Source organism: Neorhizobium petrolearium (assembly GCF_029854435.1).
GTDB lineage: Bacteria > Pseudomonadota > Alphaproteobacteria > Rhizobiales > Rhizobiaceae > Neorhizobium > Neorhizobium petrolearium.
The window spans coordinates 771,293-798,060 of record NZ_CP123001.1 but is presented as its reverse complement, the minus strand read 5'-3'; the positions used below and the strand labels follow the sequence as shown (position 1 = coordinate 798,060).

The following is a 26,768-nucleotide window of genomic DNA, read 5'->3' as shown; positions in this document are numbered from 1 at the left end:
AAGACATCTGTTCTTTTCTTCTGAATCTGGCGGGGATGAAAGCCGATGTCCCAGTTCCCCGCCGCTACGCCAATCTTCAGGATTTTGTTGCCTTTCTGGAAAGCAGAGGGCGGCTGAAGCGGATATCTCGACCCGTATCGCTGGTTCATGAGATCACCGAAATTCATCGCCGGGTTCTTGTGGATCAGGGGCCTGCGCTGCTCTTCGAAAAGCCGGTCGATGCTTCCGGCAACGTCAAGCCGATCCCCCTCCTCGCCAATCTGTTCGGGACACGTGAGAGAATAGAATGGGGCCTCGGGCTTGAGGCAGGCGGCATCTCGGGACTTGCCGCTTTCCTGAGTGAATTGCGTGAACCGCAGCCGCCGAAATCGGTCCGTGATGCATGGCAGAAACTTCCGCTTCTGAAAGCCGCCCTCGCCCTGAACTCCCGTTCGACATCTCGCGTGCCTTGCCAGGAGATCGTCTGGCAAGGCACGGAAATCGATCTCGGCCGGTTGCCGATCCAGTCGTGCTGGCCCGGCGAGCCCGCCCCCCTCATTACATGGCCATTGGTGATCACGCGCGCGCCGGACGACCCGACGGATATCAATATCGGCATCTACCGGATGCAGAAGCTCGGCAAGGACCGCCTGATCATGCGCTGGCTGGCCCATCGGGGTGGCGCGAGACACCACCGTATGTGGCAGGCGCTCGGCCGCGACATGCCGGTGGCGGTCGTCATCGGTGCGGATCCGGCAACAATCCTCGCTGCCGTCATGCCGCTGCCGGAGAACCTGAGCGAGTTGAATTTCGCCGGTCTGTTGAAAGGCAGGCGGCAGGAGATCGCGCCGGCATTCTCTGTGCCGCTTCCGGTTCCCGCAGAGGCGGAAATTGTTCTGGAGGGCCTGGTTTCCGCTGCCGAAGTGGCCGAAGAGGGCCCCTACGGAGACCACACCGGATACTACAACGCCGCCGAGGCCTTTCCTGTTCTTTCCCTTTCGGCGATCACGATGCGCCGCAATCCGATTTATCTCTCCACCTATACCGGTCGCCCCCCGGATGAGCCATCCACGCTTGGTGAAGCCATGAGCGAGCTCTTCATCCCGCTGGTCAAGCGCCAGTTCCCCGAAATCCACGATCTCTGGCTCCCGCCGGAGGCCTGTTCATATCGGGCGATGGTCGTTTCGATCGACAAGCGCTATCCGGGGCATGCACGGCGGATCATGATGGGCCTTTGGTCGATCTTGCCGCAGTTCAGCTATACCAAGCTGATCGTCGTGGTGGATCGCGACATCGACGTCAGAAGCTGGCCGGATGTCATCTGGGCGCTTTCCACCCGCTTCGATGCCGGCCGCGACCTCATGATGGTGGATAAAACCCCGATCGATTACCTCGATTTTGCCTCTCCGCAGCCTGGGCTCGGTGGCAAGCTGGGGCTGGATGCCACGACCAAGATCGGTTCGGAAACAGCGAGGGAATGGGGACAGGTTCTCCAGATGTCCCCGGAAGTCGTGGGAAAGATCGACCGCATGTGGGCGTCCCTCGGCCTCGGCGGGGTCTCGCCATGACAACCCGATCATTTGCAGAGCTTCGAGCTGCGAGCGGCACCTGCGAGAGAACAAAAACCGGCCTCACCGCAATCCTGAAATCATCATCGACGAGGAGCACATCATGAGTGGAATTAACCCGGACAAGACGGTCGCCGCGTTCGCCACGGAACTGCCGGGTGCCGCCGAAATCTTTCGCCGTCACGGTATCAGCTTCTGCTGCGGCGGCGACATACCTCTGTCCATGGCGGCTGAACAGGCAGGTCTTGCGCCGGCCGCCCTGATCGCCGATCTGGAGGCCCTCGAGCAGGCATCGGGACGGGATGCGCCGCAGGAAACATTGGCCCTGATTGCGCACATCCTCAGCAGGTATCACGCCGCGCATCGCGAAGAGCTCGATTGGCTTATCCCTCTGGCCCAGAAAGTCGAGCGAGTGCATGCCGCTCACCCTTCCGCGCCGATCGGACTTTCAGAAACCTTGACGAGGCTGCGGGATGATCTGGAAGGCCATATGAAAAGGGAGGAGCAGGTGCTCTTTCCGATGATGCAGCGCGGCGGCAGCCCGATGATCACCCATCCGATCTCCGAAATGCGGCACGAGCATGAAGATGAAGCACAGCATCTGCAGGCCATCGAGCATGTGACGCACAGCCTTGCCCTGCCGGAAGGTGCCTGCAGATCCTGGACGGCGCTCTATACGGGATTGCGCAAATTCACCGACGACCTTGTCGTCCATATGCATCTCGAAAACGAAGTGCTGTTCCCAAGGTTTGAAACCGTGTCGTAGAATGTCAAAGCGCGTTGAAGCGGTAGATCCCGCCTCAATATCATCGACGAAGGAAAAGCGATGCATATCGAACGGGGCCCAAACGGGGACTTCATCTTGGAATCCGGTGAGCTCGCCGGTCGGTTCGGGCTATCAGGCGAAGACTTCCGGCAGAGAATCCGGCAAGGTCTCGTGAAAAGCATGGTGGAGCGTGGCGAAGCTGAGGACATCGGGACCTGCCGCCTCAGCGTTCGCCTTGGAAACCGCCTGTGGCGCGCCATCCTGAGCAACGAAGGCGAGGTCCGGGACGAAGCCATGACATTCGTTCGCGGAGGCGGCCGGGTTCGCGGGCCCTGACGCTGATGCAACCTCCAGCTCCTGGTGACAATGAGGGAATGAATATGCCTGCAGACGCAAACCTGAACACGCATGCTCTCGCCCAGCTCGAAAGGAACCACGAAGCTCTCATGGCGCTTTGCCTCGTCCTGGAAGAGATAGCTTTTGCGCTCCCGTCGGACGTGGACCGCGACGCCTGCCTGCGCGCGTCGCAGATCATGATTCCGCTTCTGCAGCAGACGCATCAGGTGGAGGAACGAATCCTGTTCCCGGATTTCGACAGGAATGCCGGCTCGCATTTCGCCGCCACGTTGATCGAGCGACTGAAAGCCGAGCACCGCTGCGACGTGCTGACCTGCGAGGAGGTATCGCTCACGCTGAAAGCGATGGCAGAAAGGCCCGACATCCCGCCTGAACAGGCCGTTCGTTACATGCTCCAGGGCTTCCTGGAAAGCGTCCGCAGACACGTTCTTTCCGAAAAACTGATCATCGAAGCACTTTTGGTCGCGGAGGCCGAAGGTCGCGAAGTTCTCGCCTAGAGCGGGATGAATTTAGGCGGAATCGGCATGGGGATTCCCTTTTGTGAGCAAATCAGATTCACTATTCAGGCCGGTGCAGGAGGCCGGCCAGGATGGCGAGACCCTTTTCGGATGACCTTAGGGACCGTGTTGTTGGTGCAGTGACGCGCGATGGGGTGTCCTGTCGGGCGGCGGCGAAGCGCTTCGGCATCGGCATCAGCACGGCGATCGATTGGGTACGGCGCTTCCGTGAGACGGGCAGCGCCGCCGCCGGCCAGATGGGCGGGCACAAGCCGCGAGCGATCGCCGGTGAGCATCGGGCCTGGCTAATCGAGCGCTGCCGCGCGCAGGCATTCACCTTGCGCGGGCTGGTCGCGGAATTGGCGGAGCGGGGCCTGAAGGTCGACTACCGCTCCGTCTGGATCTGCGTGCATGAGGAAGGGCTGAGTTATAAAAAAAGACGTTGGTCGCCAGCGAGCGCGACCGGCCCGATGTCGCCGCCCGACGCAGCCGCTGGCTGAAGCATCGCCATCGCATCGATCCGGCCCGCCTCGTCTTCATCGACGAGACCTGGACGAAGACGAACATGGCGCCGCTGCGAGGCTGGGCGCCGCGCGGCGAACGGCTGTTCGGCCAGGCTCCCTTCGGCCACTGGAACACCATGACGTTCATTGCCGCCCTGCGCGTTGATCGCGTCAGCGCGCCCTGGGTCATCGACCGGCCGATCAACGCGACGAGCTTCCTCGTCTATGTCGAAAAGGTGCTGGTGCCGGAGCTCACGCCCGGCGACATCGTCGTGATGGACAATCTCGGCTCGCACAAGGCCGCGGCGATCCGCACCGCCATCCGCAAGGCCGGCGCGCGGCTGTTCTTCCTGCCGCAATACTCCCCCGATCTCAATCCGATCGAAAAGCTCTTCGCCAAGATCAAACACCGGCTACGCGAGGCGCAGGCCAGAAGCCGCAACGCCATCCATGACGCGCTCGCAACCATCCTCCAAACCGTTTCTCCAAAAGAATGCCAGAACTATTTCAACGAGGCCGGATATGAACGGATCTAAAATCATCCCGCTCTAGCCAGGCTCGCCTCCGCGATACGAGTTCCCCTCACGCCGCGGCACGTCTTCCAATATCGGAGCCTATCTCCTCTCCGGTCTGAAACGCGCCGAGCTGTGCCCTCAGTTTCTCGGTCTCGCTTGCGAGAGACTGGGTGGCTGCGTTTGTCTGCTCGACCATCGATGCGTTCTGCTGCGTGATCTGGTCAAGCTGGCTGATTGTCGACGTGATTTCTGCAAGGGCCACCGATTGTTCGGCCGAGGATTGAACGATCGCCAAGACCTGCTGGTTGATCATCCGGACGTGGCGTTCGATACCGTCGAGCGCGGCCCCCGCCTGCCCGACCAGGGCGACTCCGCCGGAAACATCTCTCGAAGCGCTCGCAACAAGAGCCTTGATCTCGCGTGCCGCCGTTGCAGAGCGTTGAGCGAGTTCTCGCACTTCCTGAGCAACCACGGCAAATCCCTTTCCAGCCTCCCCGGCCCGGGCAGCTTCCACGCCGGCATTGAGGGCCAGGAGATTTGTCTGGAACGCGATCTCATCGATGACCCCGATAATCTGGCCGATCTGATGGGAAGACTTGGCAATCTCCTGCATGGCAGCAACCGTGTCGGCGACGACCTTTGCGGCCTGGGATGTATCGGAATTGGCGATCCCCACCGACTTCTTTGCCTCCTCGGCGCCGCTAGCCGACATTTTCACCGCCGTTGCCACTTCTTCCAGCGCCGCGGCGGCCTCTTCCAGAGCCGCGGCCTGGCCGACAGTCCTGCGGGCGAGGTCGTCGGCCGCTTCGTGCAGATCGGTGCAGGCATCGTTGATCGAGTTGGCGTTGCTGCCGGCAAGGAAGACAAGGCGTTCCAGAGTTTGAACCGATTGATTATATGTCAGCCGGAGCGGTTCGAGATTGGATGCCAGTTCCTCGGTGATACGATGGCCAAGATTGCCGCTGGCGAGCGCCTTGAGCCCGCCATCCAGTTGCCGCAAGGCATGTTCGAGTTCGCGGGACCGGGCGGCTCGCTCCTGCTCGATGAGCTCGGCCTCTTTCTGCCTCTCCGCAGCACGGCGCATCTGCTCCCGGTGATCAAGCTCCGCCCGTTCCCTGGCAGCCTCGATTGCGTGACGCACGGCAAGAGCCAGTGCTCCGATCTCATCCTTCGTATCGGCCGCAACTGACGCTTCACTGACTTCGCCTTCGGCCAGGCGCTGCACGGCTTCAGTGAGTTTTCTGAGCGGACGGACGACGCCCAGGCCTATCGATGTCGACAAGGCAAGCGCTGCCGCAATCGCCAGCGCCAGGACCGTTCCCATCGTTACGAGAGTCTCCAATTCCCGCTGCGCCAGAACCGCTGCCTTTTCGCGCAGGGATATCAGCATCTTTTTCTCGATTACTCGTAGAGCATTGATGCGTTCGGTCGCCGCCTTATGCCATTGTGCCGCGTTCCAGCTCGACAGATCCGCATCCGTGCCGGAGCTGAGCAACCGCTGGCGCATCGACGCAAGCATCGTATCGCTGTCCGGACGAACTGCCTCGATATCCTGGGCGAGGTCCGGGTGGTTCACCTTGAACCCTTCGAGCAATATCGACTGGCTGCCATAGAGAAGGGAAAGCCTCAGAAGCGCTGCAGCATCGATATGCCCCGACGAGATCGCGGCATTGCCGAGTGCCCGCTCCTGCCCCGCGAACTCCTTCGCCTGGGAGAGCTGGTTATAGGCGGCGATCTCCGTTGAAAGCCCGCTGTCGGTATTCTGTGCCGCCAGAGTACGCGGTATCGCGAGAAATTGTCCGATCAGACGGGTGTAGAACGTGCTGCTTTCATCCGAGGTCATACCGATCCGATCGATTCTCCGTCGGACATCGGTCAAGGCCTGAAGCTCCTCGCGCCGTATCGTCGGGCCGCCGAGATCCGCCTGCGCGACAACCGAAATCCACTGATCGGAGTCCAGCCGTACCTTTTTCAGGTGCTCCCCGGCGCCTGCGGCTTTTCCGCCAAGGATCGCTGCACTCTCCCCGCGCTCGATCTGCAGTTGATGAACGGCTTCTCCGACATGGGAGATATACTCGGTGACATCGACCAGATGCGCGGTGTCACGGTAGGTGCTGAGGCCGCTGTCGATCCTGTCATAGGAAAGCCCGGTGGCGAGAAGAAGCGGAATACAGACGGAGAGCAGGATTCTCTTGGTGATTGCGACATCAGACAAACGCATGAACAAAGGTTCCGGAGCGATGCCGGCCTCATGCCGAAATGCCGCAATTCATTCCCGGCCTTTTTATGCTACCACACGCGCCGCTCGCCTCTTTGCCGCAGCGCAAACAACCCAGCATTCAGCCGCCGGGCAAAACTATCCGCACCCCATTGGCAAATCTTGCTTGCGGATCAGCACGGCCATGAGCCCGAACCCGTTCGACCGGAACTGTCGTTTGTCTTTGCGCTAGCTCAAACACCGCCCCTCCTGCAGTCGATAGCCTAAGCCCGCATTTCAGCAGGATGTGTCAATATGGAATTTCCCCGCTTGCTCGCCATTCCCCTGAACTACATGCCGCTTGCGGCGATTGAACGAGCGACGGGAATGCTGTTCCAGCGGGTGTTGAAGGAGCATCCGGATCTCTTCGAACGGCTGGGGGAGCACAAGGCGAAACGCTTCGCCTTTCTGCCGGGCGACCTGCCGCTCGCCTTTATCGTGGAGCCGGCCCGGCCGGCGATCTGCGTCATCAGAAAGTCGGCAATGCAGAGCGCGGTTGATGCCTCGGTGGAAGGGCCGCTCTTCATCTTGCTTGCACTGCTCGAAGGCCGTTGCGATGCCGATGCATTGTTCTTCTCGCGCGATCTTTCCATCACAGGAGACATGGAGGCCATGCTTGCGATGCGGAATGCGCTCGACGACGCCGACATCGACCTGCCGCGTGACCTGTCCGCCCTCGCCGGTCCTCTCGCTCCGGTCTTCGGAAAGTTGGCTGAAGGCATTCGCCGTCGTGCACTTGCCGACGAGGTCTCCGCATGGAACTGATCTGCCCGGCCGGAACGCCCGCGGCCTTCCGCGAGGCCGTCGATGCAGGAGCCGACGCCGTTTACTGCGGCTTCCGTGACGAGACCAACGCCCGCAATTTCCCCGGCCTCAATTTCAGTCGCGACGAACTGCGCACGGCGATCGATTATGCCCGTCGCCACGGCACGCAGACCTTTGTTGCCCTCAATACCTTCATGCGCGCCGGGAACGAAGAGATATGGTATCGCGCTGCCGCCGACGCGGTCGCGCTTGGCGCCGATGCCTTGATCCTCGCGGATTTCGGCCTGATGGCGCATGTGACGGAGCGTTATCCCGAACAGCGGCTGCATGTCTCGGTCCAGGCTTCCGCCTCGAACGCGGATGCGATCAATTTTCTGGTCGATGCGTTCAATGCCAAACGGGTCGTCCTGCCGAGGACGCTAACCATCGCCGACATCGCTCGCATTGCGCCGCAGATTCGTTGCGAGATCGAGGTCTTCGTGTTCGGCGGGCTTTGCGTCATGGCCGAGGGGCGCTGTTCTCTATCCTCCTATGCCACCGGAAAATCGCCAAACATGAACGGCGTCTGCTCGCCGGCAAGCCACGTGCGTTACCGTCAGGAAGGCAACGAGCTGGTTTCGGAGCTTGGTGATTATACCATCAATCGCTTCCCCGCCGGCGAGGCGGCCGGTTACCCCACTCTCTGCAAGGGCCGCTTCGATATCGCCGACAGTCGCGCCTATGCTTTCGAGGACCCGGTTTCTCTCGATGTGATGGGCGAGATCGATGCGCTTGCCGCCGCGGGTGTCAGCGCTTTGAAGATCGAGGGCCGCCAGCGCGGCAAGGCCTATGTCGCCGAGGTCGTGTCGACCCTGAAGAGGGCGTTGTCGGCCGATCCTACCAAGCGAGCCGCATTGCTTGCCGGCCTGCGTAACCTGAGCGAAGGCCAGAAGACCACATCTGGCGCCTATGAGAAGCGCTGGAGATGAGCATGAGCCGCACCGTCCCGCCCTCCTTGACGATGGGACCTGTCTATTATCTTTGGGATGGCCCCAAATGGCGCGATTTTCATTTCCGCATCGCCGACGAAGCGCCGGTGGATCGCGTGGTGATTGGCGAGACCGTTTGCTCCAAGCGCCAGCATTTCATCGAACCCCACATCGCCGAGGTGATAGAGCGGCTTGAAGCGGCCGGAAAGAGTGTGGTTCTGTCGACGCTTTCGCTCGTCACGCTGGAGCGGGAAAGCCGTCAGATCCGGGAACTCGTTTCCGACAGCGAGCATCTGATCGAAGCCAACGACCTTTCCGCCCTGGGGCTCCTGAACGGCAGGCCTCACAGCATCGGCCCATTGGTCAATGTGTACAATGCAGCGACGGCCAAACTGCTCGCTGACCGCGGTGCGACCGCGATCTGTCTGCCGCCGGAACTGCCTTTCGCATCCGTCGAGAAAATCATTGCCGACAGCCCCCGGATCGCATTCGAGGTGTTCGCCTTCGGCCGAATGCCGCTCGCGATTTCGGCGCGATGCGCGCATGCCAGATCCAAGGGCAGGATCAAGGACAATTGCCAGTTCGTGTGCGGAGAAGACCCGGACGGCCTGCCGGTGAAAACCCTTGACCGTCAGTCTTTCCTCGCCCTGAACGGGGTGCAGACCGTTTCCCATACCTGTCAGGCGCTCCTGGGTGAACTCGCAAGCCTCTCCGCATGCGGCGTTTCGGCAATCCGACTGTCGCCCCAGGACTGCGACATGGTGGCGGTCGCAAAGCTCTACCGCGCCGTGCTCGATGACACGCTGGATGCAGACGAGGCGATCGCGCTGCTGCGCGAGATCTATCCGATGGCCCCGCTTTCGAACGGTTTTCATCATGCGCGCGAAGGAGCTGCATGGGTCGCACGTGCCCGCAATACGGCCCATGGCGTGGGCCTGGACTAATCTGGCTAAGCAATGTGCGACCGACGCGATGGTTGAAGCACGTCCCGTCAGGGCGTGATCAAGCACGAAGGAAAACAAGCGGATCCGCGCCCATCAGAGCGGCGTGCCCTCCAGCAAGGAGCCAGAAGACGAGCACGATGGTGCAAAGGATTGCCACGGCCATCGGCCTGTCGATCCTGAGCCTGGCTCGACCTTTGATGGCTGCTGCGAACGGAATGACGGAGGTTTGCGAAGAGGCCACCGGCCATCTGGTTTCGAATGCGCGACGCGCCCTTCTTTCGAGCATGAGGAACCCGCCGGCGGAGAAGACGGAAAAGCCGCCGAACAGGAGGAGCGAACGCAGATCTCCGTTGGGCGGGATATGCCCGATCGACCAGCACAGGAAACCCCATAGAACCGGATGGCGCGTCACGGCCACGATGGCGTCCGGTTCGCCTTTCTTCCTGAACGAAATCGAAAAGGGATTCCGGCTGAAAAGGCCGGCCAGAACCAGGAACAGCCCGATCGGCGAGAGCAGGAGCGTGCACCAGGCCTGCCATGGCTCCGGCTGCCAGACTTCTACGTAATCGAGGCTCAGGGCGGAAAGGAAAAGCCAGGCAAGAGCCGCGGTGGAAACGACGGAATAGGCGGCGATATAACTTCCGTGCCCCATCCATCCGATCAGCGTGCCACGGATCCGCGGCACCGCCGGTATGGAGTGCAGGGCGACGAACGCCGTAAACGCCAAAAGGAACTCCGGCATGGCAGGACTGCTACTGTTGCCAGAAGAGAACGCCGGCAATGGCAACTGAAAAGACAACAGCCGCCAGCGAGCTGTACCCCTGCAGCACCCCCATGCGCTTCAGTGCGATGGCGAATATGACAATGATCGGAGCGGCCATCACGAGGCCTATTTGAGCGTCAGACATGACAAATCCTTGGGTTTTGCCCTGATCCTAAGCCCTCCATCTCTCGTTTCTTTGCGATATGACAAAGAGCGGCGCCTGAATTGCCCTCATCTTCTGCCCCGAAAATAACGGAGACATGAGAATGGCGGTAATCCCGGCGACCGACGAGGCGGATGAAGGCAGTGACCTTCTTCTCTGGGTACTGGTATGGGGGGAGCTTGCAGCATTCGGTATCCTGCTGATCGGCTATCTCGTCATGTCGATGCTTCACCCGGAAAGCTTTGCGCTTGCAAAGCTCCACCTCACACCTCGGCTGGCAGGCTTCAACACCGTCGTGCTCCTGGCGAGCAGCTGGCAGGCCGCGCTTGCGGCGAACTCTCAGGACAAACCCGGCCGACAGCGCCTCTTCCTGTTGCTTGCCGCGGCATTGGGTTTCCTCTTCGTGGCGTTGAAATTCGTCGAGTACAGCTCCGAATGGACCGCTGCCGGCGATGAGAATCTTCAAACCTTTTTCGAACTCTATTTTCTCATCACCGGCTTCCACCTGGCGCATGTGGCTTTCGTAGCGGCTCTTTTCGTGCTGGCGGCGATTAGACTGGAGCGCTCGACAATCGTCATCCTGACGACCGTCTGGCATGTCATAGACATCGTCTGGCTGGTGATGTTCCCCTTGATCTACCTGAGCTAGGGTCGGGAGGCCGGAATGAACGATTCGAAACTCTTCGGCAGCGCGAATTGGGTCTTGATGCTCGGCATCGTTGGCGCGCTGATCGCGGCCCAGTGGAAGCAGGAGGCGATCCCGATGATCGCGTTCACGGCCATCCTGGTCATGACGGTCGCGAAAGTGCGGCTCATCGTGCTCGACTTCATGAGCCTGCGCGGAACCCGGCCTCTCCTGGCCCGTGCGCTGATGATCTGGCCGACCTTCTTCGCGGCTCTCTCCCTGGGCAAGGCCGTGCTGGCGGCTGTTCTCTAGGCAAACCTGAGCTCCCCTCTCAAGCCGGCGCGTGCCCTGACCGCAGGCGCGGCCGTCATTGCTCCCTACCGGGTGCCAAGGAAAGCCGGCCCTCGCCTTTCGAGATTGCGGTCTCTCGAAGCTCCGACTTTTTGTTTGGGAAAGCGCAAAGAACCCATCCCGGAATCCTCGCATAGAAGCTCCACGGGTCATCGTCCGCATCCGCGGCTCGATTCCCGAATTTGCCAAAGGCATCCGCACATAGGGGACATCAGGATGGCAGAACGCCTCACGAAGACCGGGGCACGCAACGTCTTTTACGGCGGCTCCGCGTTCTTCTTCGCAATCTTTCTGGGGCTCACCGCCCACAGCCACTACTACATGCGAACCACCTCCACGGACGAGGCCACGCTGACGGATTCCGTCGCGCGCGGCAAACACGTCTGGGAAAAAAACTCCTGTATCAACTGCCACACCCTTCTCGGCGAAGGCGCCTATTTCGCGCCGGAAGTGGGCAATGTGTGGAAGCGCTGGGGCGGCGATACAGACCCGGACACCGCCCGCGCCACCCTGAAAGCATGGATGGCCTCACAGCCGAGCGGAATCGAAGGCAGGCGGCAGATGCCGCAGTTCAATCTGACGGAACAGGAACTCGACGATCTGGCCGACTTCCTCGAATGGACCAGCAAGATCAAGACCCAGAACTGGCCGCCGAACGATGCCGGCTGATCTGACGGGAAGGAAAAACACATGAAATATCAGACGCAAAAGGTCGCAATGCTGTATTTCTACGGCGCGCTTGGCCTCTTCATCGCTCAGGTCCTGTTCGGCGTGCTTGCAGGCACCATCTACGTCCTGCCGAATACGCTCGCCGAACTTCTGCCGTTCAACATCGTGCGCATGGTGCACACCAATGCGCTGATCGTCTGGCTGCTCATCGGTTTCATGGGCGCCACCTTCTATCTCCTGCCGGAGGAGGCCGAGACGGAACTATATAGTCCGAAACTCGCCATCGCCCAGTTCTGGATCTTCCTGGGCGCCGCGGCTGTGGCCGTCGTCGGATATCTCTTCAAGATCCATGAAGGCCGCGAATTTCTGGAACAACCCTTCATTATCAAGGTCGGCATCGTCGTCGTCTGCCTGATGTTCCTGTTCAATATCACCATGACGGTATTGAAGGGGCGCAAGACCGTCGTCACGAACATCCTGATCTTCGGCCTCTGGGGTGTCGCGATCTTCTTCCTGTTCGCCTTCTACAACCCCGCCAATCTGGCTCTCGACAAGATGTACTGGTGGTATGTCGTCCACCTGTGGGTCGAAGGGGTCTGGGAACTGATCATGGCTTCGGTCCTCGCCTTCCTGATGATCAAGCTCAACGGCATCGACCGCGAAGTCGTCGAGAAGTGGCTTTATGTCATCGTCGGGCTTGCCCTGTTCTCAGGCATTCTCGGCACCGGCCACCATTTCTACTGGATCGGCGCGCCGGGCTACTGGCAGTGGATCGGCTCGCTCTTCTCGACGCTTGAAGTGGCGCCCTTCTTTACCATGGTCATCTTCACGTTCGTGATGACCTGGAAGGCCGGCCGCAAGCATCCGAACCGCGCCGCGCTCCTCTGGTCGATCGGCTGCTCGGTCATGGCCTTCTTCGGAGCGGGCGTCTGGGGCTTCCTGCATACGCTGTCGTCGGTCAACTACTACACCCACGGCACGCAGGTCACCGCAGCCCACGGCCACCTCGCCTTCTTCGGCGCTTACGTCATGCTGAACCTCGCCGTCATGGCCTACGCGGTTCCGGAAATCCGGGGTCGCAGCCCGTACAACCAGTGGCTTTCGATCGTCAGCTTCTGGATCATGTGCACAGCCATGTCGGTGATGACCTTCGCTCTGACCTTTGCGGGCGTCCTTCAGGTGCATCTCCAGCGCGTCCTGGGCGAAGGCTATATGGATGTCCAGGACCAGTTGGCGATCTTCTACTGGATCCGCCTCGGCTCGGGCGTCTTCGTGCTGATCTCCGCGCTGATGTTCCTCTGGGCTCTGTTCGTCCCTGGCCGCGAGAAAAACCTTGCTGGCAGCGCAAGCATCCAGCCGGCCGAATGATGCGATGCGGCTCCATCTCCCGATGGAGCTGCTCCCCCTCTAAAGATCAAGGATACCCCAATGAACGCGAACCCTCAGGTCAAAACCGCAGATGCCGGGCAGGTCCCTCACTACGTTCCTGCAGGAAACGAATGCGAATTGTTCGAGACGGCATGGAAGCGGCAGCTTCCGCTTCTTCTGAAAGGCCCGACCGGCTGCGGCAAGACCCGCTTCGTCAGCCATATGGCGGAACGGCTCGAATTGCCGCTCTCCACCGTCTCCTGCCATGACGATCTGACGGCCGCCGATCTGACCGGCCGCTTTCTTCTGAAAGGCGGCGAGACCGTATGGGTCGACGGGCCGCTGACGAGATCGGTTCGTGGCGGCGGTATCTGCTATCTCGATGAGATCGTCGAGGCGAGAAAGGATGTCGCCGTCGTCATCCACCCGCTGACGGACGACCGGCGCATCCTGCCTCTCGAAAGAACGGGAGAAGTGCTGGAAGCCCCCTCGGAATTCATGCTGGTCGTCTCCTACAATCCCGGCTACCAGAATATTCTCAAGACGTTGAAGCCTTCGACCAAGCAACGGTTCATCGCTATCGAATTCGATTTCCTGCCCCGGGAACAGGAGGTTGCAATCGTTGCGGCAGAAAGCGGTCTTGCGGAGCGGCATGTCGTGCCGCTGGTTACCCTCGCCCACCGCCTGCGGGCGCTCAAGGGACACGATCTCGAAGAAGGCGTTTCGACGCGCCTGCTCGTCTATTGCGCCTCGCTCATCGAAAGCGGCCTGAAGCCGCGTGACGCGATCCGTGCCGCCCTGATCGAGCCACTGACAGATGATCCGGATGTGCGGGCGGCGCTGTTCGAAGTCGCAAATGCGGTCGTAGCTTGAGGACAGATCAATGCTGGACTTCCTCGAACTGGAAGAAACCGTCGGCAAGGCCTGGCATCGGCTGATCGGCCAGACGCGCAGCACGCCGCGATATCCGGAACACGCGGTCGCATTGGACGAGATCAAGCCGATGCTCGCCTCCTGCTTCCGCGGCTTCGGCGGCGATCACGCCGTCCAGCTCGTTGCTGCCCATCAGCGCACGTCGAAACATAGGCTGAAGCTTCGCCAGCTCGTCGGGCTGGGCGAGGAGCGGCTTGCCCGGTCCGGCCGGGATTTTGCACGGGCAATGCTGCCAGAGGTCATCGACTTCTTTCCCGATCGCAGCCTCAACCGCGAGCTGTTCATCTGGTTGACCGCCGCCGTGGCCATGCTGCCGGAGGCACAGCCCACGTCGGCCGATCCCCTTATCCGCGATCTTGAGCGGCTGCACCTTTCCACGACCAACGTGGAAGCCGCCCTAGCCGCCTTCCCCGGGCTGCGTCCGGCCTATCGACGCCTTTGCGCGGCAACACTTGCGGAACGCCATCGCGGCAAGCTTCCGGCGGTCGAACAGCTTCTGGAAAACAGGATCGTCAGCCTTCTTCGCACCGGCGCGGGCCTGCCCGACGATCTGCCCAAAGCGATATTCCCGCACCATGCCCCGCCCGGCTATCAGCCGATGATGGATGTGCCGCTCTGGCCGGAATTCTTCCAGCAGGAGGAAAGCCGCTCCTCGGCCACGGATTCGGAAGCCCCGCTCGGCGATCCGCAAGGGTCGAATGGAGGACGCCGCTTTGCCGCCCAACGGGAGCGTGAAGACGAGAAGCGTTCCGACCGGAGCCCCTTCATCCTGAACCGTTTCGAAAAGATCCTGGCGATGGCCGAAATGGTCAATGTCGACCGGCCGACCGACGACACGCCCGATGAGGATGGAAAGGCTGCCGAGGATCTCGACGAGATGGTCCTCGGGCATCGGCGGGAACGTCCCTCATCCCGTTTCCGCTTCGATCTCGACCTTCCGCCCGAAATGGTCGACCTCCAGGAAATCGCCGCCGATCTGACCTATCCCGAATGGGATTACCGGAAGGCCGCCTATCTGAAGAACCATTGCCGGGTTCTTGCCGTTCCGGTGGCGGTCTCCGGCGATCGCCTTTCCATGTCGAACGACACGAAGGCGTTGGTCAGGAAGGTGCGCAAGCAATTCGAGATCCTGCGCCCTCGCCAGGAACTCCTCAAATCACAGCTTGATGGAGCGGAGCTCGATCTGGATGCGGTTGTCCGACGCCGGACCGACCTCGTGGCCGGTGGACAGGGCACGGACCGCATTCACATCACGAGCCAGCCGCGCAACCCCGATCTTACGGTCACCATACTCGTCGACGTCTCCCTTTCCACCGACGCATGGATCGACAACCGGCGGGTCCTGGACGTCGAGAAGGAAGCGCTTCTCGTCCTCTCGCAAGGTTTGACCGGCTGCGACACGGATCATTCCATCCTGACCTTCACGTCGCGACGCCGTTCCTGGGTGCGGGTCGAGACTGTGAAAGGGTTCGATGAACGGCTTTCTCCGGGTGTCGAGGATCGTATCGCCGGGCTGAAGCCCGGATATTACACGCGTCTTGGAGCCGCCATGAGACATGCGACCGCCGAACTGGCAAAACGTCCCAACCGGACGCGCCTGCTTCTCGTCCTGACCGACGGCAAGCCGAACGACATCGATCACTACGAGGGCCGTTTCGCGCTGGAGGATAGTCGCCGCGCCGTGCAGGAAGCGCGTCGCCAGGGTGTAAACGTATTCGCCGTGACGGTGGACCAGGACGCAAAATCCTATCTGCCGACGATGTTCGGCCGCAACGGCTATGCGGTTGTCGGAAACATTTCGAAACTGCCGGCGGCCTTGCCCGCCATCTATCGCGGCCTGACGGGCTAGAGAACCCGGCCGCGCGGAGGTTCGGCCGCGGCGGATTGCCGAACCTCCACCTCTCCACTCTGAACCAGCGCCTGCGCCGCCTTATCGAAATGGTCTGCCGTTCTGTCCGGACAGATCTCGAACGCTAATCCCGATCTTCGCCTTCGCCCTGTGCGCGTATGCGGTTATCGGCGGCATCAATGGCCAGCCGACGCTGTTCTCCGCCGCCGACAAGGTGCAGGCCGGCAGCCAGATTGACGACGACGCAGGAGTGGTTCGGATAGATGAGCAGCCGGTCACCGATCGCAAGATCGGTCGCGCCGCGCGCGACCATGCCGTGCTCTTCGGAGAGCCGCGTGACGATCAACGGTGTTTCGAGCTCATCCGACCAGGCTTCCCCAAAGGCAGTGCCGGTACCGACGCTGTGGGGACCGAGATCGGAACTCAGCGTCTTCGAGCCGGCATCGATGATATAGAAGTCGCGATTGGCCGAAATGATCGTTGTTGCGACCGCCAGCGCAATCTCCGAGCGCGTGGCGATTCCGAGCCTGACGGCCGTGAGATCGAGGAAGATATAATTGCCGGGCCGGGCTTCGTCGATGCCCTCGAAGCCGTCATTGCAAAGCATCGTCGGGGTACTGCCGATCGAGATGCGCGGCACGTCGATCCCCCTGCCACGCAAGGCCTCGCGGAAGCGCAGCAGCGTCTCGCGTTCGTCAGCCGCCGCCTTGCGGACGCCGTCCGGATTGCCGGCGCCATAGGCGTGTCCGGCATGGGAGAGCAGTCCCATGAAGCGATATCTCGAGCGTGCCAATCTGTCCGCCAGCACGAGGCTTTCGGAGCTCTTCGGATCGACGCCGCAGCGATGCAGGCCGACGTCGATCTTGAGGAACACGCCGCCTGCCCTGCCCGTCTCGACCGCGGCCTGTTCCAGGACATCAAGCCCGAAGCTGCTATCCACGATGAAGCGCAATTCCGCATCGCGATCGGCCGCGAGCTTCAGGAGGCCCGCGACTTGCCCCGGCGTGATCATCGGATAGGCGACGGTGACCGGCGAAATGCCCGCCCGGATGAAAACGGCGGCTTCGGCGGCATGAGAGGCAGTGATGCCGCGGGCTCCGGCCGCAAGCTGTCGTCGGGCGATCGCCACCGATTTGTGCGTCTTGATATGCGGATGCAGTTCCACCCGGCTACCAACGATCGACTGCATGCGGGCGATATTGGCGTCGAGCCGCGGTTCATCGACCACGACGCAGGGTGTTTGCAGGTCTTCAGCCCCGGCAAAGGCTTTCCGTGTCCCATCGGCTGAGACATTCAATGGGTCGTGCATGGCGCCCTCCTCACCAGACAATCGGATGGGTTTCGCCGGTGGCGACATTGACAAGACCTTGCGGCACGTCGTCGGAAGGCGCCACCAGTACCCAGCGCCAGGGCGCGCAGGTAAGCGTGGCGAAGGCCAGCCGCTCGGGAAAGCCTGCCCACCAACGCGGCGAGGACGAGGGCTCGAACATCCAGTCGATCTTGTCGCCCTCGGCATAGAGACGCTGCATGTCGGCGTCCAGGTCTTCTGCCGAACGGGACGACATCAGCCCGGCCACTTCGTAGCGCACCGTGGCGACGACCTTGTTGTCCCGCACGAGGGCCCAGCCGCCGCCGATTTCGGCAAGCGCATTGACGGCCATCGCCATGGCCTCGTCGGAGGAGCCGACGCACCAGACATTGTGCTTGTCATGGGCGAGAGAACTTGCCAGCGCGCAATCGGGCGTGCGCGGCCCGGTTCCTGCCCAGAACATTTTCGACAGCGATTTTTTACCCGAAAAGCGGTCGACGATGGCGAACTTGGTGATGTTTCGGTCCGTATCGCGCTGAACCCTCCCCCCATCTACCGGCAGTTCGTAGGTGAGGAAACTGTCTTCCCAATGGAAGGGCCGCAAGACAGCCGCCATCATCGTGGTGCGGCCGGCGGGCGCCTCGATCGCGAAATCCGCGGCCGTGAGCTCGCCACCGATCTGCACCGTATTGCGTGCCCATTCCGGCCAGTCGATCTGTGGCACGTCGAGGATGTAACGCTTGCCCTCGGAGACCTGCCAGCCGTCGGCCCAGACTTCGGCGATCTCGAAGTTCTCGAGGTCCGAGAGCAGCACGATATCGGCGAAACGGCCCGGAGCGATCGAACCGACCCAGGGGGTCAGGCGCATGTGCCGTGCCGGGTTGATGGTGACACACTGGATGGCGATTTCCGGTGCAAGGCCGGACTGGATGGCGAGGCGGACATTATAGTCGGTCGCGCCCTTCTGCAGGGTTTCGGAAGCGCTGCGGTCGTCGGTGGCAAAGGCGATCTGTGACCAGTCGGAAAGGCCGCGTTGAAGCAGGCCCTTGATGACGTCAGGCATGGAATGCGGACGAAGTTCCATGAAGAGCCCGTGGGAGAGCTTGTCCCAGAACTCCTCGGCGGTCCATGCCTCGTGATCGGAGGCGAGACCGGCGGCCGCGAAAGCGTTGATGGTCGGCAAGTCCCTCAGCCCGGCGGCATGGCCCTCGACCACACCTCGGGCTTCGAAGGTTGCCTCGATCATGCCCCACAGCCGCGCATGCGATGCGTTTTCGGGGTTCCACACGGCCGGCCAGTCCATGACCTCGTCCAACCCGGCGACCATCAGGCTGTCTTTCAGGAAAGCCTTTTGTTCGTCATAGCCGAACCAGCCGCCGCCATGTTCATAGGCTGTCGGCGGCACCGCCGAGCCGGGCAGAGGAAAGATCTTGAGCGGCGAGCCGTGCTGGCGCGCAGCCATCCAGAACTCGAGCGTGCGGGAGCCGCGCACATTGGAAAATTCGTGGCTTGCCTCGCATGTCCACGTATTGCCGCGCGGCATCACCAGGGCCGCCTCCCATTCGGGCGTCAGGTGCGAGCTTTCGATATGCTTATGCACTTCGCCGAGCCCTGGGATGGCCATCAGCGACGGTCGGTCCACGATGGCATCGGCGGTTCCCGGCCAGGAACCGGCCGGACCGACATAGGCAATGCCATCACCCTTGATGACGATTTCCTGGTTCTCGGCCCAGGTGCGGGTTGCCGTATCGAGCAGCCTGCCGACGCGCAGGATGCGATCGGCGGGGGCCTTGCCGAGGGCGACGAGCGTCAGCTTCTGGCGGATAAGGACTTCGGATTTCGCGTTTATCATTTTGCTTCCAGGCTTTCCGTCGGCTTCGGTGCCGAACCGGCAAAACAGATGGAGAGGATGCGGCCGGGTTTCGGGCCGACCGCATAGAAACCGTGATCCATCGCCGCGTCGAAATAGGCGGAATCGCCGGCTGCGAGCACAACGGGCGCATAAGGATTCATCTCGAAAACGACATCGCCTTCAAGCACATAGACGAATTCTTCGCCGGAGTGGGCGCTCCTGACGCTCGGACTGTCGTCGTCACGCGGCTGGATATCGATGACCATCGGCTGCAGTGACTTGGCAGCGAGATCGGTCGCCAGCATTTCGTAAAGCCCCATCTCGCTGCCGAAATGCTTGCCCCTGCCCGCGCGCGTGATGGCGCGGGCGGCGCCGGAAAAGCGCGCCTGCGGCGGCTCTCCGCCGAGCAGGTCGGCAAAATCGATGTCGAGGCCGGAAGCGAGCCGAGTGAGCACGCTGTAGGCGGGACGGCTCTGGCCGTTTTCGATCTTGGACAGCGTCGAGATGGAGACGCCGGTTCGCCTGGAAACCTCGGACAGCGTCCAGCTGTTCGCCTTCCTGAGGTCCGACAGAATACGCGCGACGGCGGCTGCATCGTCGGTTGTCGGCGCCGTGTGTTGTCCTGGATCATTCATTCCGGGTTCCTCCCTCCCGTTTTCAAGTCTCGTTCTCTGCGCCCGCAATCGGCCCCCTGGTTTCGACGATCAGGCGATAATGGTCCGGCTCGCGATGGCGTGCGAAATCGAAGATCGTCTTGCGGTAGAGCGTTGCCATATCGAGATTGCACTTTGCCACGACAACTTCATCCTCCGTGGAAGTCGCCATCGCCGCGATCTGGCCGGACGGTGCGACAATCATCGACTGGCCGATCAGGTTCGAGCCCTCCTCCAGTCCCGCCTTGGCGGTCGCGACGACCCAGGTTGAGTTCTGGTAGGCGCCCGCCTGCAGGGACAACTGATTGTGGAACAGCGTCAGGCTGTCGAAATCGAAACTGCCGGTATGGTCGTCAGGCGTATTGTAGCCGACCAGGATCATCTCGGCACCTTTCAGCGCCATCACCCGGTAGGTCTCGGGCCAGCGCCGGTCGTTGCAGATGCACATGCCGATCGTCGCGCCCATGGTTTTCCAGACGCGGAAGCCGTAATTGCCGGGCTCGAAATAGTATTTTTCAAGATGCTGGGCTTGAAGGTCCGGCTGCGGCCTGTCCCAGCCCGGCAAATGGACCTTGCGATACTTGCCGACGATCGCACCGGCCCGGTCGACGAGGATGGCAGTATTGTAGCGACGGGTCCTGCCCTCTTCGACGGCAAGCTCCGCGTAGCCGAGATAGAAGCCCACTTGCAAGCGTTTCGCCTCCTCGAAGAGCGGCAGCGTTTCCGGTCCGGGCATTTCGCGCTCGAAGAAGGCATCGATCTCGGCGGAATCGGTCAGATGCCAGCGGGGAAAGAAGGTCGTCAGCGTCAGTTCGGGAAAGACCACCAGTTCGGCGCCGCGGGCCGCCGCTTCCTGCAAAAGCGCGATCAACCGCGCGACGACCTGTTTACGGCTGTCCTGTCTTGCGATCGGCCCCATCTGCGCGGCCGCGACCACCATCGAGCGTGCCATGGTCAGTTCTCCTCGTACGGCAGGATGCAGCAATGTTCGAAATTCAGCCTCAGACCAACGGCGCTGTCCTGCCCGTGGTCGTGGGCAAGTGGCGCGTTGGCGGTGAGTACGCCCATCGCGGTATCAACCTTGTACTGGTAGGCGCGGCCGAGATAGGAACGCGTATGCGTCTTGCCCGGGATCGTTTCCGGCCCCATGGAAACGATTTCCAGCCCTTCCGGCCGGGCGCCGACCAGGAAGCGATCGGGGAGCGGACCGGTCATACCCTGCGATAGCGCCAGGCGCGTGCCGCCGACCGTCTCCACGGTGACGGCGTCACCGTTGCGGGCGATCACGGTCATGGGCAGCAGATTGTCGAAGCCGACGAAACGCGCCACGAAGGCATTGACCGGGCGGGTGTAGAGGACTTCCGGCGTGTCGAGCTGGACGATCCGGCCGGCATGCATGATTGCCACGCGGTCGGAGATCGAAAAGGCCTCTTCCTGGTCATGGGTGACGTAGATCGCGGTGCGGCGGTTGGCGCGCTGCAATTCGCGGATCTCGACGCGCATGTCGATCCGAAGCTTGGCATCGAGGTTGGAGAGCGGCTCGTCGAACATCAGAAGCGGTGGGTCGATCGCCAGTGCCCGAGCGAGCGCCACGCGCTGACGCTGGCCGCCTGATAACGCGGCCGGCAAGCGGTCGGCATAGTCGGCAAGGCCGACGCGAGCGAGCATGGCCTTGACGCGAGCCTCGCGCTCGGCGACCGGCACCTTGCGCTGCTTGAGCCCGAAACCGACATTGTCCGCGACCGTAAGATGCGGAAACAGAGCATAGTTCTGGAAGACGATGCCGGCATCCCGCTTGTGGGGAGGAAGGCCGGTGACGTCGCGCCCGGCGACGGTGATGGCGCCGCTGGTCGGCTGGATGAAGCCGGCGAGCAGCCTCAGCGTCGTCGTCTTGCCGCAGCCGCTGGCGCCGAGCAGCGAGACCAGTTCGCCTTCGCCGACGGAAAGGTTCAGTCCGTGCAGGACCTGGGTGCGGCCATAATGGGCAACGACATTATCCAATGTAACGGCGTGATCGGCCATTTCGGCTCCTATTTGATGGTCTGGGACAGCCCGAGGCTGCGCTCGATCAGGATCATGACGATGGTGGTGACCGCCATCAGAAGCACCGAAACCGCGCTGACCGTCGGGTCGAAGAACTGCTCGACATAGGTGAAGACCTCGATCGGCAGCGTCGAAATTCCAGGCCCCGTCAGGAACAGTGCCACCGCCATGTCGTTCAGCGAGGTGATGAAGGCGAGCACCACGCCGGCAATCATGCCGGAGCGGATATTGGGCAGCACGATCGTCCAGAAGGCGCGCACCGGATGCATGCCGAGGCTGACGGCCGCCTCCTTGATCGAGAAGTCGAAGCTTGCAAGGCTCGCGCCGATGACCCGCACCATATAGGGCAGGCAGAGGATTGCATGGCCGAGGATGAGTGACGGCATGACCGGAAGCTCGAATAGCACGATCAGGGTTTTCAAAAGCGAAAAGCCGAAGACGATTTCCGGGATGAAGAAGGGCAGGAAGAAGACCGAGCCGTACCAGGCCGGGATCGTGGTGCGGTAGCGGGCGAGCGCATAGGCCGCCGCAAGACCGAGCATCAGCGCCAGCAGCGTACCGCCCGCCGCGACCTGCATGGAGATGGCGAAGGTCGACAGAAAACTGTCCTGGGCGAAGACGTTTTCGAACCAGCGCAGCGTCAGTCCTTTCGGCGGAAAGGCGAGATAGGTGGTGTCGCTGACCGAGGTGCCGAGCACGATTACCACGGGGCCGATGAGGAACAGCATCACCAGCCAGCCGGCGAGGTGCATCAGCGGGTGGAGCTTGCGGCGGTTCATTGCGCAACCCTCGCGGATGTGGCGCGCCGGACGAGCCAGCCCATCAGGAAAACGCAGAGAATGGTGACGGCCATCATGATCGCGGCGATGGTATTGGCCGCCTCCCAGTCGAAGGAAATCATGGCCTTCTGGTAAAGGAGCGTCGCCAGCGTCATCTGCTGCTCGCCGCCGAGAAGCCGCGGCGTGACGAAGGTCGCGAGGCTGCCGGTGAAAACGAGCACGGAGCCGACGATCATGCCCGGCACCGCCAGCGGCAGCGTGACCTGGCGGAAGACGCCGAAAGGGCTGGCGCCAAGGGATTCGGCGGCGAGATAAAGGTCGTCCTCGATTGTTTCGAGCACGCCGACAAGCGACAGGATCATCAGCGGCGTGAAGAGATAGGCGAGGCCCACGATCACCGCACCCTGCGTGAAAAGCAGGCTGAGAGGCTGGTCGATCAGGCCAAGCTGTATGAGCGCGGTATTGACGATGCCGTTGCGGCCGAGGATCGCCATCCAGGAAAAGGAGCGCACGACGACACCGGTCAGAAGCGGGAAGACCGAGACGATCAGCAGCACCCGCTTCAGGCCCGGGCGGGAATTGGCGATCATGTAGGCGCCGAAGAAGCCGGCGACGAGCGACACGGCAGTTGCCTGGAGCGCGATCCAGAAACTGCGGATCAGAACGGCGCGGTTATAGCTGCTGGAAAAGAAGAGCCGGTAATTCTCCCAGATCCCCTTCGGATTGCCGAAGCTCTCCATCAGCGTGCCGGCGACGGGAAGAACGAGCAGCAGCAGCAGTGCCAGGGACGCCGGCAGAACCAGCGCCCATGGCCCGATGGCGCCAAGACGCCGGGTGATTGACGGACTGTGTGACAAATTACTGCCCGAACACCGTGTTCCAGCGGCTTTCCCAGTCGGCATTGACCGTGAGCAGCTTCTCATACGGATTGGTCTGCATGCTCGTGACCGCCTTTTCGCCATAAACCAGTCGCGAGGCCTGTTCGGGCGTCAGTTCGACATTCTTGTTGACGGGGCCCTGGCCGCCACCGAGGGCAATCGAGGAGATCTGCTGGATGTCCTTGCTGAGCTGCCAGTCGATGAACTTCAGCGCCAGCTCCTTGTTCTTCGAATTGGCCGGAATGTTGATCGTGTTCATCATGGCGAAGTCGCCTTCCTTCAGCTCGGCCCAGCCGATATTCGCATTGGCGGCCTTGATCGCCGGGAAGGCATAGTCCTGAGCGAGTCCGATAAAGGCCTCGCCGGTGGAGAGCAGGTTGGTGAGCTCCGAACCGGAGCTGAAGGTCTTGACGATGTTCGGCTTCAGCTCCGCCATCTTCTTGAAGGCTGCATCAGGGTCGTTGAAGGCATCGGTGCCAGCGCATTTCGCGGCCATCATGACGACAGACGGGCCGCCCGTCGTGTTGAAGCCAGGCATGGCGATCGCGCCCTTGAAATCCGGCCGCCACAGGTCGCACCAGGATGTGATCGGTGTAGCGGTGCGCGTCTTGTCGTAGACAATGCCATAGCGGCCAAAGGTGACAGCCGGGCCGTAATCGCCCTGCGGGTGCTTGGCGGCGTCGTAGAGTTCATCGAAGTTCGCGAGTTTGGAGGCGTCGATCTTGTCGAAGGCCCCCTGGTCGATGCCGATCTGGGAGAATTTGTCGGTCAGGTAGATGATATCGACACCGCCGCGGATGCGGGCCTTGTTCAGGCGCTCCGGTGCCCCGCCCGTCTCGATGACGATCTTGACATTGTTGGCCTTTTCGAAAGGCTCGTAGACCTTCGGAACGAGGAAATCATTGGCATAGCCCCAGTCCGAGATGACGAGCTTCTCCTGCGCGTTGGCGAAAACCGGCAGCGCGATGCCCGTCACAAATGCGGCCATACGCATCAAGGAAACCATCGATGACATTTATCTCAACCCCTCTTCGTTATCGGTTTGGAAAATAATTTTCGATTTGGAAAATCATACATGGAGTGATTTTTTATACAAGCCCCATGTCAGCCCAAAATATAGGCAGTTTTGCCGGCATGGTCAGATGACTAGTCAATGCAGTGACCCAGCCCGTCGATCAAAGCGGTGGATATTTGCCGAAACCTCCGGCACAAGGGGACCTGGAACCGCCAGACACAAGAGATGCCGCGCATATGAGCACCAAACCTTACGATCCTGTCGAGGACGGCGCGGAAATGTCCTTCCGCGAACAGATGTCCTATTCCGACTATCTGCACCTCGGGGAAGTGCTCAATGCGCAGAAGCCGATTTCCGGGGCGCATGACGAACTGCTCTTCATCATCCAGCACCAGACTTCGGAGCTGTGGATGAAGCTTGCAATCCACGAGATCACGTCGGCAATCGCCGCGATCCGCGGCGACGATCCTCAGCCGGCCTTCAAGATGCTCACGCGTGTCGCCCGCATCTTCGAACAGCTCAATAATGCCTGGGACGTGCTGCGCACCATGACGCCCAGCGAATACACCGAATTCCGCGCTTCGCTCGGTAAATCCTCTGGTTTCCAGTCCTATCAGTATCGCGCGATCGAATTCCTGGCCGGCAACCGCAACCTTGCAATGCTCGGTCCGCATTCGCACCGGCCGGAAATCATCGCCATGCTGGAAGGCATCCTCGCACAGCCAAGCCTTTATGACGAAGCGCTGATGCTGCTTGCCCGGCGCGGTTTCGATATCGGCGAGGATGGGGCTCGCACGGACTGGCGCATGACGCGCGGCGAGAACCAGAAGGTGCTGGAGGCCTGGAGGGTGGTCTACAGCGCTCCCGGCCGATATTGGGAACTCTACGAGCTTGCGGAAAAGCTCGTCGACTTCGAGGATTATTTCCGCCGATGGCGCTTCAACCACGTCACCACGGTCGAGCGTGTGATCGGTTTCAAGCGCGGGACGGGCGGCACATCCGGCACCCACTATCTGAAGAAGATGCTGGAGGTGGAGCTTTTCCCCGAACTCTGGCGGGTGCGTACCGTTTTGTAACCGAGGGTCGCCTCAGGCGGCTTCCCTCCTCTTGCCTCATAACCGGCGTGGAAGGCGGCGCGCCGGTGTTCAGTTCAGGGCGAGGTCGAAAACGTGGTGATGAATGCGGCCGTCGAACATTTCGAGCAGGCCCTTGGTCACTTCCCGGCTTTCATAGCGCACCGGGGATTCGAGCGCGGTAGCGAGCGCCTCGCGGCTGTCATACATGGTGGATAGCACCATGGGATAGGACGGCGCTCCTTCGTCCCGCTCGATATTGTAGAGCACGCGAACCTCCCTCACGCCGGGAAAGGAAAGCCACAGCGGCATCAGCCTATCGGCGACGTAGGCCTTGAACTCTTCTTCCTTGCCGGCATGGATCGTGCCTTCAAAAAAGGCCTGTCGGATGATCATCGTATGTCTCCGGCTCAGTTCACGGTGGTCGGCGGCTTTTCGCCGGCGAAGTGGGCAGCGATATTGGCAAGCACGAGATTGCCCATGGCGACCCGCGTCTCATAGGTTGCGCTGCCCTGATGCGGCATCAGCACGGTATTCGGGGCTGTGAAGAAGTCTTCGCGAATACGCGGTTCATTGAGGTAGACGTCGAGACCGGCGGCGGCAATCGTGCCATCGTTCAGCGCTGCGAGCAGCGCGTCCTCGTCGACAACGCTGCCGCGCGCGATATTGATCAGAATACCCTTCGGTCCCAAAGCCTTCAGGACCTCGGCATTGACAATGTTCTGGGTCTCGTCATTCGCCGCGACGATGACGCAGAGCACGTCGCTGTCTTCCGCCAGCGCCACCGGCGAGGCGCAGGATTTCCAGGTCGTGTCAGTGACGGCTGAGCGGTTCCAGTAGCGCACGTCCATGCCGAAGGCTTCGGCGCGGCGGCCGAAGGCCTTGCCGATCTGGCCGAGGCCGAGAATGCCGACCCGCTTGCCTTTCGGGCTTGTGCCAAGCGGGAAAGCCTCCTTGCCCCACTTTCCCTCGCGCACGAAGGCGTCACCCCTGGCAATATGGCGCAGCACGCCGAGCATCAGCGCGATGCCCAGATCGGCGACATCGTCGGTCAGCACGCCGGGCGTCGTGGTCACGTCGATATTGCGGCTGCGGGCAAATTTCAGATCGACCTTGTCGGTTCCGACGCCGTTGATGGCGATGACGCCGAGCGAAGGCAGCTTCTCGATCCAATCGTTGGAAAGTCCGGTGCCGCCGCCGGTCGCGACCGCGCGGATCTTCGGCAGTGCCGCTTCCAGCGCCGCCTTCTGTGCCGGATCGTACATCCGGTGCACCGTGTAGGCCGCGTCGAGCTGATCCTCGATGAATTGCATCATCGGTTCTACG

General features: G+C 61.5%; 28 protein-coding genes. 15 read left to right on the top strand and 13 right to left on the bottom strand.

Translation table 11 applies throughout. The features are described from left to right. The first annotated feature begins 35 nt into the window (after positions 1-35). The 5 genes from QEO92_RS30600 (at position 36) to QEO92_RS30580 (ending at position 4,206) form a co-directional block, all read left to right on the top strand. Positions 36-1,547 carry a UbiD family decarboxylase gene (locus QEO92_RS30600; protein WP_227705811.1) on the top strand — a complete coding sequence of 504 codons (1,512 nt, stop codon included), beginning with the start codon at positions 36-38 and terminating at the stop codon, positions 1,545-1,547. Positions 1,548-1,650: 103 nt separating this feature from the next. Further along, entirely contained in the window at positions 1,651-2,313 is a 663-nt protein-coding gene (gene ric / locus QEO92_RS30595) for an iron-sulfur cluster repair di-iron protein (protein WP_227705810.1), read from the top strand. Positions 2,314-2,373: 60 nt separating this feature from the next. Then, positions 2,374-2,649, top strand: coding sequence for a DUF6522 family protein (locus QEO92_RS30590; RefSeq protein ID WP_037145465.1), 276 nt, complete (start codon positions 2,374-2,376; stop codon positions 2,647-2,649). Between the two features lie 44 nt (positions 2,650-2,693). After that, positions 2,694-3,167: a hemerythrin domain-containing protein gene (locus QEO92_RS30585; protein ID WP_037146033.1), complete on the top strand. Its 474-nt coding sequence runs from the start codon at positions 2,694-2,696 to the stop codon at positions 3,165-3,167. 92 nt (positions 3,168-3,259) lie between these two features. Beyond that, positions 3,260-4,206 (top strand): IS630 family transposase gene (locus QEO92_RS30580; RefSeq protein WP_407721030.1). Its coding sequence is split into 2 segments (ribosomal slippage): positions 3,260-3,598 and positions 3,601-4,206, totalling 945 coding nucleotides; the frame shifts between segments, so codons are not numbered across the junction. 46 nt (positions 4,207-4,252) lie between these two features. Here QEO92_RS30580 and QEO92_RS30575 read toward each other — a convergent pair. Continuing rightward, positions 4,253-6,406 carry a methyl-accepting chemotaxis protein gene (locus QEO92_RS30575; RefSeq protein ID WP_227705809.1) on the bottom strand — a complete coding sequence of 718 codons (2,154 nt, stop codon included), beginning with the start codon at positions 6,404-6,406 and terminating at the stop codon, positions 4,253-4,255. 291 nt (positions 6,407-6,697) lie between these two features. Here QEO92_RS30575 and ubiT point away from each other — a divergent pair, with 291 nt between their 5' ends. Genes ubiT through ubiV form a run of 3 tightly spaced genes read left to right on the top strand, consistent with a single transcriptional unit; the run spans position 6,698 to position 9,119 of the window. Further along, entirely contained in the window at positions 6,698-7,207 is a 510-nt protein-coding gene (ubiT, locus tag QEO92_RS30570) for a ubiquinone anaerobic biosynthesis accessory factor UbiT (protein ID WP_227705808.1), read from the top strand. Beyond that, positions 7,198-8,175, top strand: a complete 978-nt coding sequence (ubiU, locus tag QEO92_RS30565) for a ubiquinone anaerobic biosynthesis protein UbiU (protein ID WP_227705807.1) — start codon at positions 7,198-7,200, stop codon at positions 8,173-8,175. The genes ubiT and ubiU overlap by 10 nt, the downstream gene beginning before the upstream one ends. A gap of 2 nt (positions 8,176-8,177) precedes the next feature. Further along, a complete protein-coding gene (gene ubiV / locus QEO92_RS30560; RefSeq protein WP_227705806.1) occupies positions 8,178-9,119 on the top strand; it encodes a ubiquinone anaerobic biosynthesis protein UbiV in 942 nt (313 codons plus the stop codon). 58 nt (positions 9,120-9,177) lie between these two features. On the opposite strand, the gene QEO92_RS30555 is transcribed toward ubiV, so the two are convergent. Further along, positions 9,178-9,861: an NnrU family protein gene (locus tag QEO92_RS30555; RefSeq protein ID WP_227705805.1), complete on the bottom strand. Its 684-nt coding sequence runs from the start codon at positions 9,859-9,861 to the stop codon at positions 9,178-9,180. Positions 9,862-9,871: 10 nt separating this feature from the next. Then, complete coding sequence (locus QEO92_RS30550; protein ID WP_200883902.1) at positions 9,872-10,027, bottom strand: hypothetical protein; 156 nt, start codon at positions 10,025-10,027, stop codon at positions 9,872-9,874. 115 nt (positions 10,028-10,142) lie between these two features. Between QEO92_RS30550 and QEO92_RS30545 the strand changes: the two genes are divergently transcribed. From QEO92_RS30545 to QEO92_RS30520, 6 genes are all read left to right on the top strand, one after another. Next, positions 10,143-10,694, top strand: coding sequence for a cytochrome c oxidase subunit 3 (locus QEO92_RS30545; RefSeq protein ID WP_227705804.1), 552 nt, complete (start codon positions 10,143-10,145; stop codon positions 10,692-10,694). Between the two features lie 15 nt (positions 10,695-10,709). Further along, a complete protein-coding gene (locus tag QEO92_RS30540; RefSeq protein ID WP_037145456.1) occupies positions 10,710-10,982 on the top strand; it encodes a cytochrome C oxidase subunit IV family protein in 273 nt (90 codons plus the stop codon). 255 nt (positions 10,983-11,237) lie between these two features. Continuing rightward, on the top strand, positions 11,238-11,690 hold the full coding sequence (locus tag QEO92_RS30535) for a c-type cytochrome (RefSeq protein ID WP_037145455.1): 453 nt from the start codon (positions 11,238-11,240) through the stop codon (positions 11,688-11,690). A gap of 21 nt (positions 11,691-11,711) precedes the next feature. Next, on the top strand, positions 11,712-13,058 hold the full coding sequence (locus tag QEO92_RS30530; RefSeq protein ID WP_037145454.1) for a nitric-oxide reductase large subunit: 1,347 nt from the start codon (positions 11,712-11,714) through the stop codon (positions 13,056-13,058). Positions 13,059-13,118: 60 nt separating this feature from the next. Then, on the top strand, positions 13,119-13,931 hold the full coding sequence (locus QEO92_RS30525) for a CbbQ/NirQ/NorQ/GpvN family protein (RefSeq protein ID WP_037145453.1): 813 nt from the start codon (positions 13,119-13,121) through the stop codon (positions 13,929-13,931). Positions 13,932-13,941: 10 nt separating this feature from the next. Then, positions 13,942-15,840, top strand: coding sequence for a nitric oxide reductase activation protein NorD (locus tag QEO92_RS30520; protein WP_227705803.1), 1,899 nt, complete (start codon positions 13,942-13,944; stop codon positions 15,838-15,840). 124 nt (positions 15,841-15,964) lie between these two features. On the opposite strand, the gene QEO92_RS30515 is transcribed toward QEO92_RS30520, so the two are convergent. Genes QEO92_RS30515 through QEO92_RS30480 form a run of 8 tightly spaced genes read right to left on the bottom strand, consistent with a single transcriptional unit; the run spans position 15,965 to position 24,369 of the window. Then, positions 15,965-17,149 (bottom strand): alanine racemase, encoded by a 1,185-nt coding sequence (locus tag QEO92_RS30515; protein WP_227705802.1) that lies wholly within the window; start codon positions 17,147-17,149, stop codon positions 15,965-15,967. Between the two features lie 10 nt (positions 17,150-17,159). Continuing rightward, positions 17,160-19,001 carry an adenine deaminase gene (locus QEO92_RS30510; RefSeq protein ID WP_227705801.1) on the bottom strand — a complete coding sequence of 614 codons (1,842 nt, stop codon included), beginning with the start codon at positions 18,999-19,001 and terminating at the stop codon, positions 17,160-17,162. Next, positions 18,998-19,636, bottom strand: coding sequence for a helix-turn-helix domain-containing protein (locus tag QEO92_RS30505; RefSeq protein WP_227705800.1), 639 nt, complete (start codon positions 19,634-19,636; stop codon positions 18,998-19,000). The genes QEO92_RS30510 and QEO92_RS30505 overlap by 4 nt, the downstream gene beginning before the upstream one ends. 22 nt (positions 19,637-19,658) lie before the next feature. Then, complete coding sequence (locus tag QEO92_RS30500) at positions 19,659-20,606, bottom strand: N-carbamoyl-D-amino-acid hydrolase (RefSeq protein ID WP_227705799.1); 948 nt, start codon at positions 20,604-20,606, stop codon at positions 19,659-19,661. 2 nt (positions 20,607-20,608) lie between these two features. Further along, complete coding sequence (locus tag QEO92_RS30495) at positions 20,609-21,676, bottom strand: ABC transporter ATP-binding protein (RefSeq protein WP_227705798.1); 1,068 nt, start codon at positions 21,674-21,676, stop codon at positions 20,609-20,611. A gap of 8 nt (positions 21,677-21,684) precedes the next feature. After that, positions 21,685-22,476, bottom strand: coding sequence for an ABC transporter permease (locus QEO92_RS30490; protein ID WP_227705797.1), 792 nt, complete (start codon positions 22,474-22,476; stop codon positions 21,685-21,687). Next, positions 22,473-23,333, bottom strand: coding sequence for an ABC transporter permease (locus QEO92_RS30485; protein WP_227705796.1), 861 nt, complete (start codon positions 23,331-23,333; stop codon positions 22,473-22,475). Before QEO92_RS30485 ends, QEO92_RS30490 begins: the two co-directional genes overlap by 4 nt. Position 23,334: 1 nt before the next feature. After that, complete coding sequence (locus tag QEO92_RS30480) at positions 23,335-24,369, bottom strand: ABC transporter substrate-binding protein (RefSeq protein WP_227705795.1); 1,035 nt, start codon at positions 24,367-24,369, stop codon at positions 23,335-23,337. A gap of 236 nt (positions 24,370-24,605) precedes the next feature. On the opposite strand from QEO92_RS30480, the gene kynA reads away from it, so the two are divergent. After that, positions 24,606-25,445 carry a tryptophan 2,3-dioxygenase gene (gene kynA, locus QEO92_RS30475; protein WP_037145443.1) on the top strand — a complete coding sequence of 280 codons (840 nt, stop codon included), beginning with the start codon at positions 24,606-24,608 and terminating at the stop codon, positions 25,443-25,445. A gap of 69 nt (positions 25,446-25,514) precedes the next feature. Here kynA and QEO92_RS30470 read toward each other — a convergent pair whose 3' ends face one another. Further along, a complete protein-coding gene (locus QEO92_RS30470) occupies positions 25,515-25,838 on the bottom strand; it encodes a hypothetical protein (RefSeq protein ID WP_227705794.1) in 324 nt (107 codons plus the stop codon). Positions 25,839-25,852: 14 nt separating this feature from the next. Further along, entirely contained in the window at positions 25,853-26,758 is a 906-nt protein-coding gene (locus tag QEO92_RS30465; protein ID WP_227705897.1) for a 2-hydroxyacid dehydrogenase, read from the bottom strand. Positions 26,759-26,768: the final 10 nt, after the last annotated feature.

Bases quoted from the DNA above. Each gene is read 5' to 3' on its own strand.
- QEO92_RS30600 (WP_227705811.1), top strand. From the start codon at position 36: ATGAAAGCCGATGTCCCAGTTCCCCGCCGCTACGCCAATCTTCAGGAT.
- ric (WP_227705810.1), top strand. From the start codon at position 1,651: ATGAGTGGAATTAACCCGGACAAGACGGTCGCCGCGTTCGCCACGGAA.
- QEO92_RS30590 (WP_037145465.1), top strand. From the start codon at position 2,374: ATGCATATCGAACGGGGCCCAAACGGGGACTTCATCTTGGAATCCGGT.
- QEO92_RS30585 (WP_037146033.1), top strand. From the start codon at position 2,694: ATGCCTGCAGACGCAAACCTGAACACGCATGCTCTCGCCCAGCTCGAA.
- QEO92_RS30575 (WP_227705809.1), bottom strand. From the start codon at position 6,406: ATGCGTTTGTCTGATGTCGCAATCACCAAGAGAATCCTGCTCTCCGTC.
- ubiT (WP_227705808.1), top strand. From the start codon at position 6,698: ATGGAATTTCCCCGCTTGCTCGCCATTCCCCTGAACTACATGCCGCTT.
- ubiU (WP_227705807.1), top strand. From the start codon at position 7,198: ATGGAACTGATCTGCCCGGCCGGAACGCCCGCGGCCTTCCGCGAGGCC.
- ubiV (WP_227705806.1), top strand. From the start codon at position 8,178: ATGAGCCGCACCGTCCCGCCCTCCTTGACGATGGGACCTGTCTATTAT.
- QEO92_RS30555 (WP_227705805.1), bottom strand. From the start codon at position 9,861: ATGCCGGAGTTCCTTTTGGCGTTTACGGCGTTCGTCGCCCTGCACTCC.
- QEO92_RS30550 (WP_200883902.1), bottom strand. From the start codon at position 10,027: ATGTCTGACGCTCAAATAGGCCTCGTGATGGCCGCTCCGATCATTGTC.
- QEO92_RS30545 (WP_227705804.1), top strand. From the start codon at position 10,143: ATGAGAATGGCGGTAATCCCGGCGACCGACGAGGCGGATGAAGGCAGT.
- QEO92_RS30540 (WP_037145456.1), top strand. From the start codon at position 10,710: ATGAACGATTCGAAACTCTTCGGCAGCGCGAATTGGGTCTTGATGCTC.
- QEO92_RS30535 (WP_037145455.1), top strand. From the start codon at position 11,238: ATGGCAGAACGCCTCACGAAGACCGGGGCACGCAACGTCTTTTACGGC.
- QEO92_RS30530 (WP_037145454.1), top strand. From the start codon at position 11,712: ATGAAATATCAGACGCAAAAGGTCGCAATGCTGTATTTCTACGGCGCG.
- QEO92_RS30525 (WP_037145453.1), top strand. From the start codon at position 13,119: ATGAACGCGAACCCTCAGGTCAAAACCGCAGATGCCGGGCAGGTCCCT.
- QEO92_RS30520 (WP_227705803.1), top strand. From the start codon at position 13,942: ATGCTGGACTTCCTCGAACTGGAAGAAACCGTCGGCAAGGCCTGGCAT.
- QEO92_RS30515 (WP_227705802.1), bottom strand. From the start codon at position 17,149: ATGCACGACCCATTGAATGTCTCAGCCGATGGGACACGGAAAGCCTTT.
- QEO92_RS30510 (WP_227705801.1), bottom strand. From the start codon at position 19,001: ATGATAAACGCGAAATCCGAAGTCCTTATCCGCCAGAAGCTGACGCTC.
- QEO92_RS30505 (WP_227705800.1), bottom strand. From the start codon at position 19,636: ATGAATGATCCAGGACAACACACGGCGCCGACAACCGACGATGCAGCC.
- QEO92_RS30500 (WP_227705799.1), bottom strand. From the start codon at position 20,606: ATGGCACGCTCGATGGTGGTCGCGGCCGCGCAGATGGGGCCGATCGCA.
- QEO92_RS30495 (WP_227705798.1), bottom strand. From the start codon at position 21,676: ATGGCCGATCACGCCGTTACATTGGATAATGTCGTTGCCCATTATGGC.
- QEO92_RS30490 (WP_227705797.1), bottom strand. From the start codon at position 22,476: ATGAACCGCCGCAAGCTCCACCCGCTGATGCACCTCGCCGGCTGGCTG.
- QEO92_RS30480 (WP_227705795.1), bottom strand. From the start codon at position 24,369: ATGTCATCGATGGTTTCCTTGATGCGTATGGCCGCATTTGTGACGGGC.
- kynA (WP_037145443.1), top strand. From the start codon at position 24,606: ATGAGCACCAAACCTTACGATCCTGTCGAGGACGGCGCGGAAATGTCC.
- QEO92_RS30470 (WP_227705794.1), bottom strand. From the start codon at position 25,838: ATGATCATCCGACAGGCCTTTTTTGAAGGCACGATCCATGCCGGCAAG.
- QEO92_RS30465 (WP_227705897.1), bottom strand. From the start codon at position 26,758: ATGATGCAATTCATCGAGGATCAGCTCGACGCGGCCTACACGGTGCAC.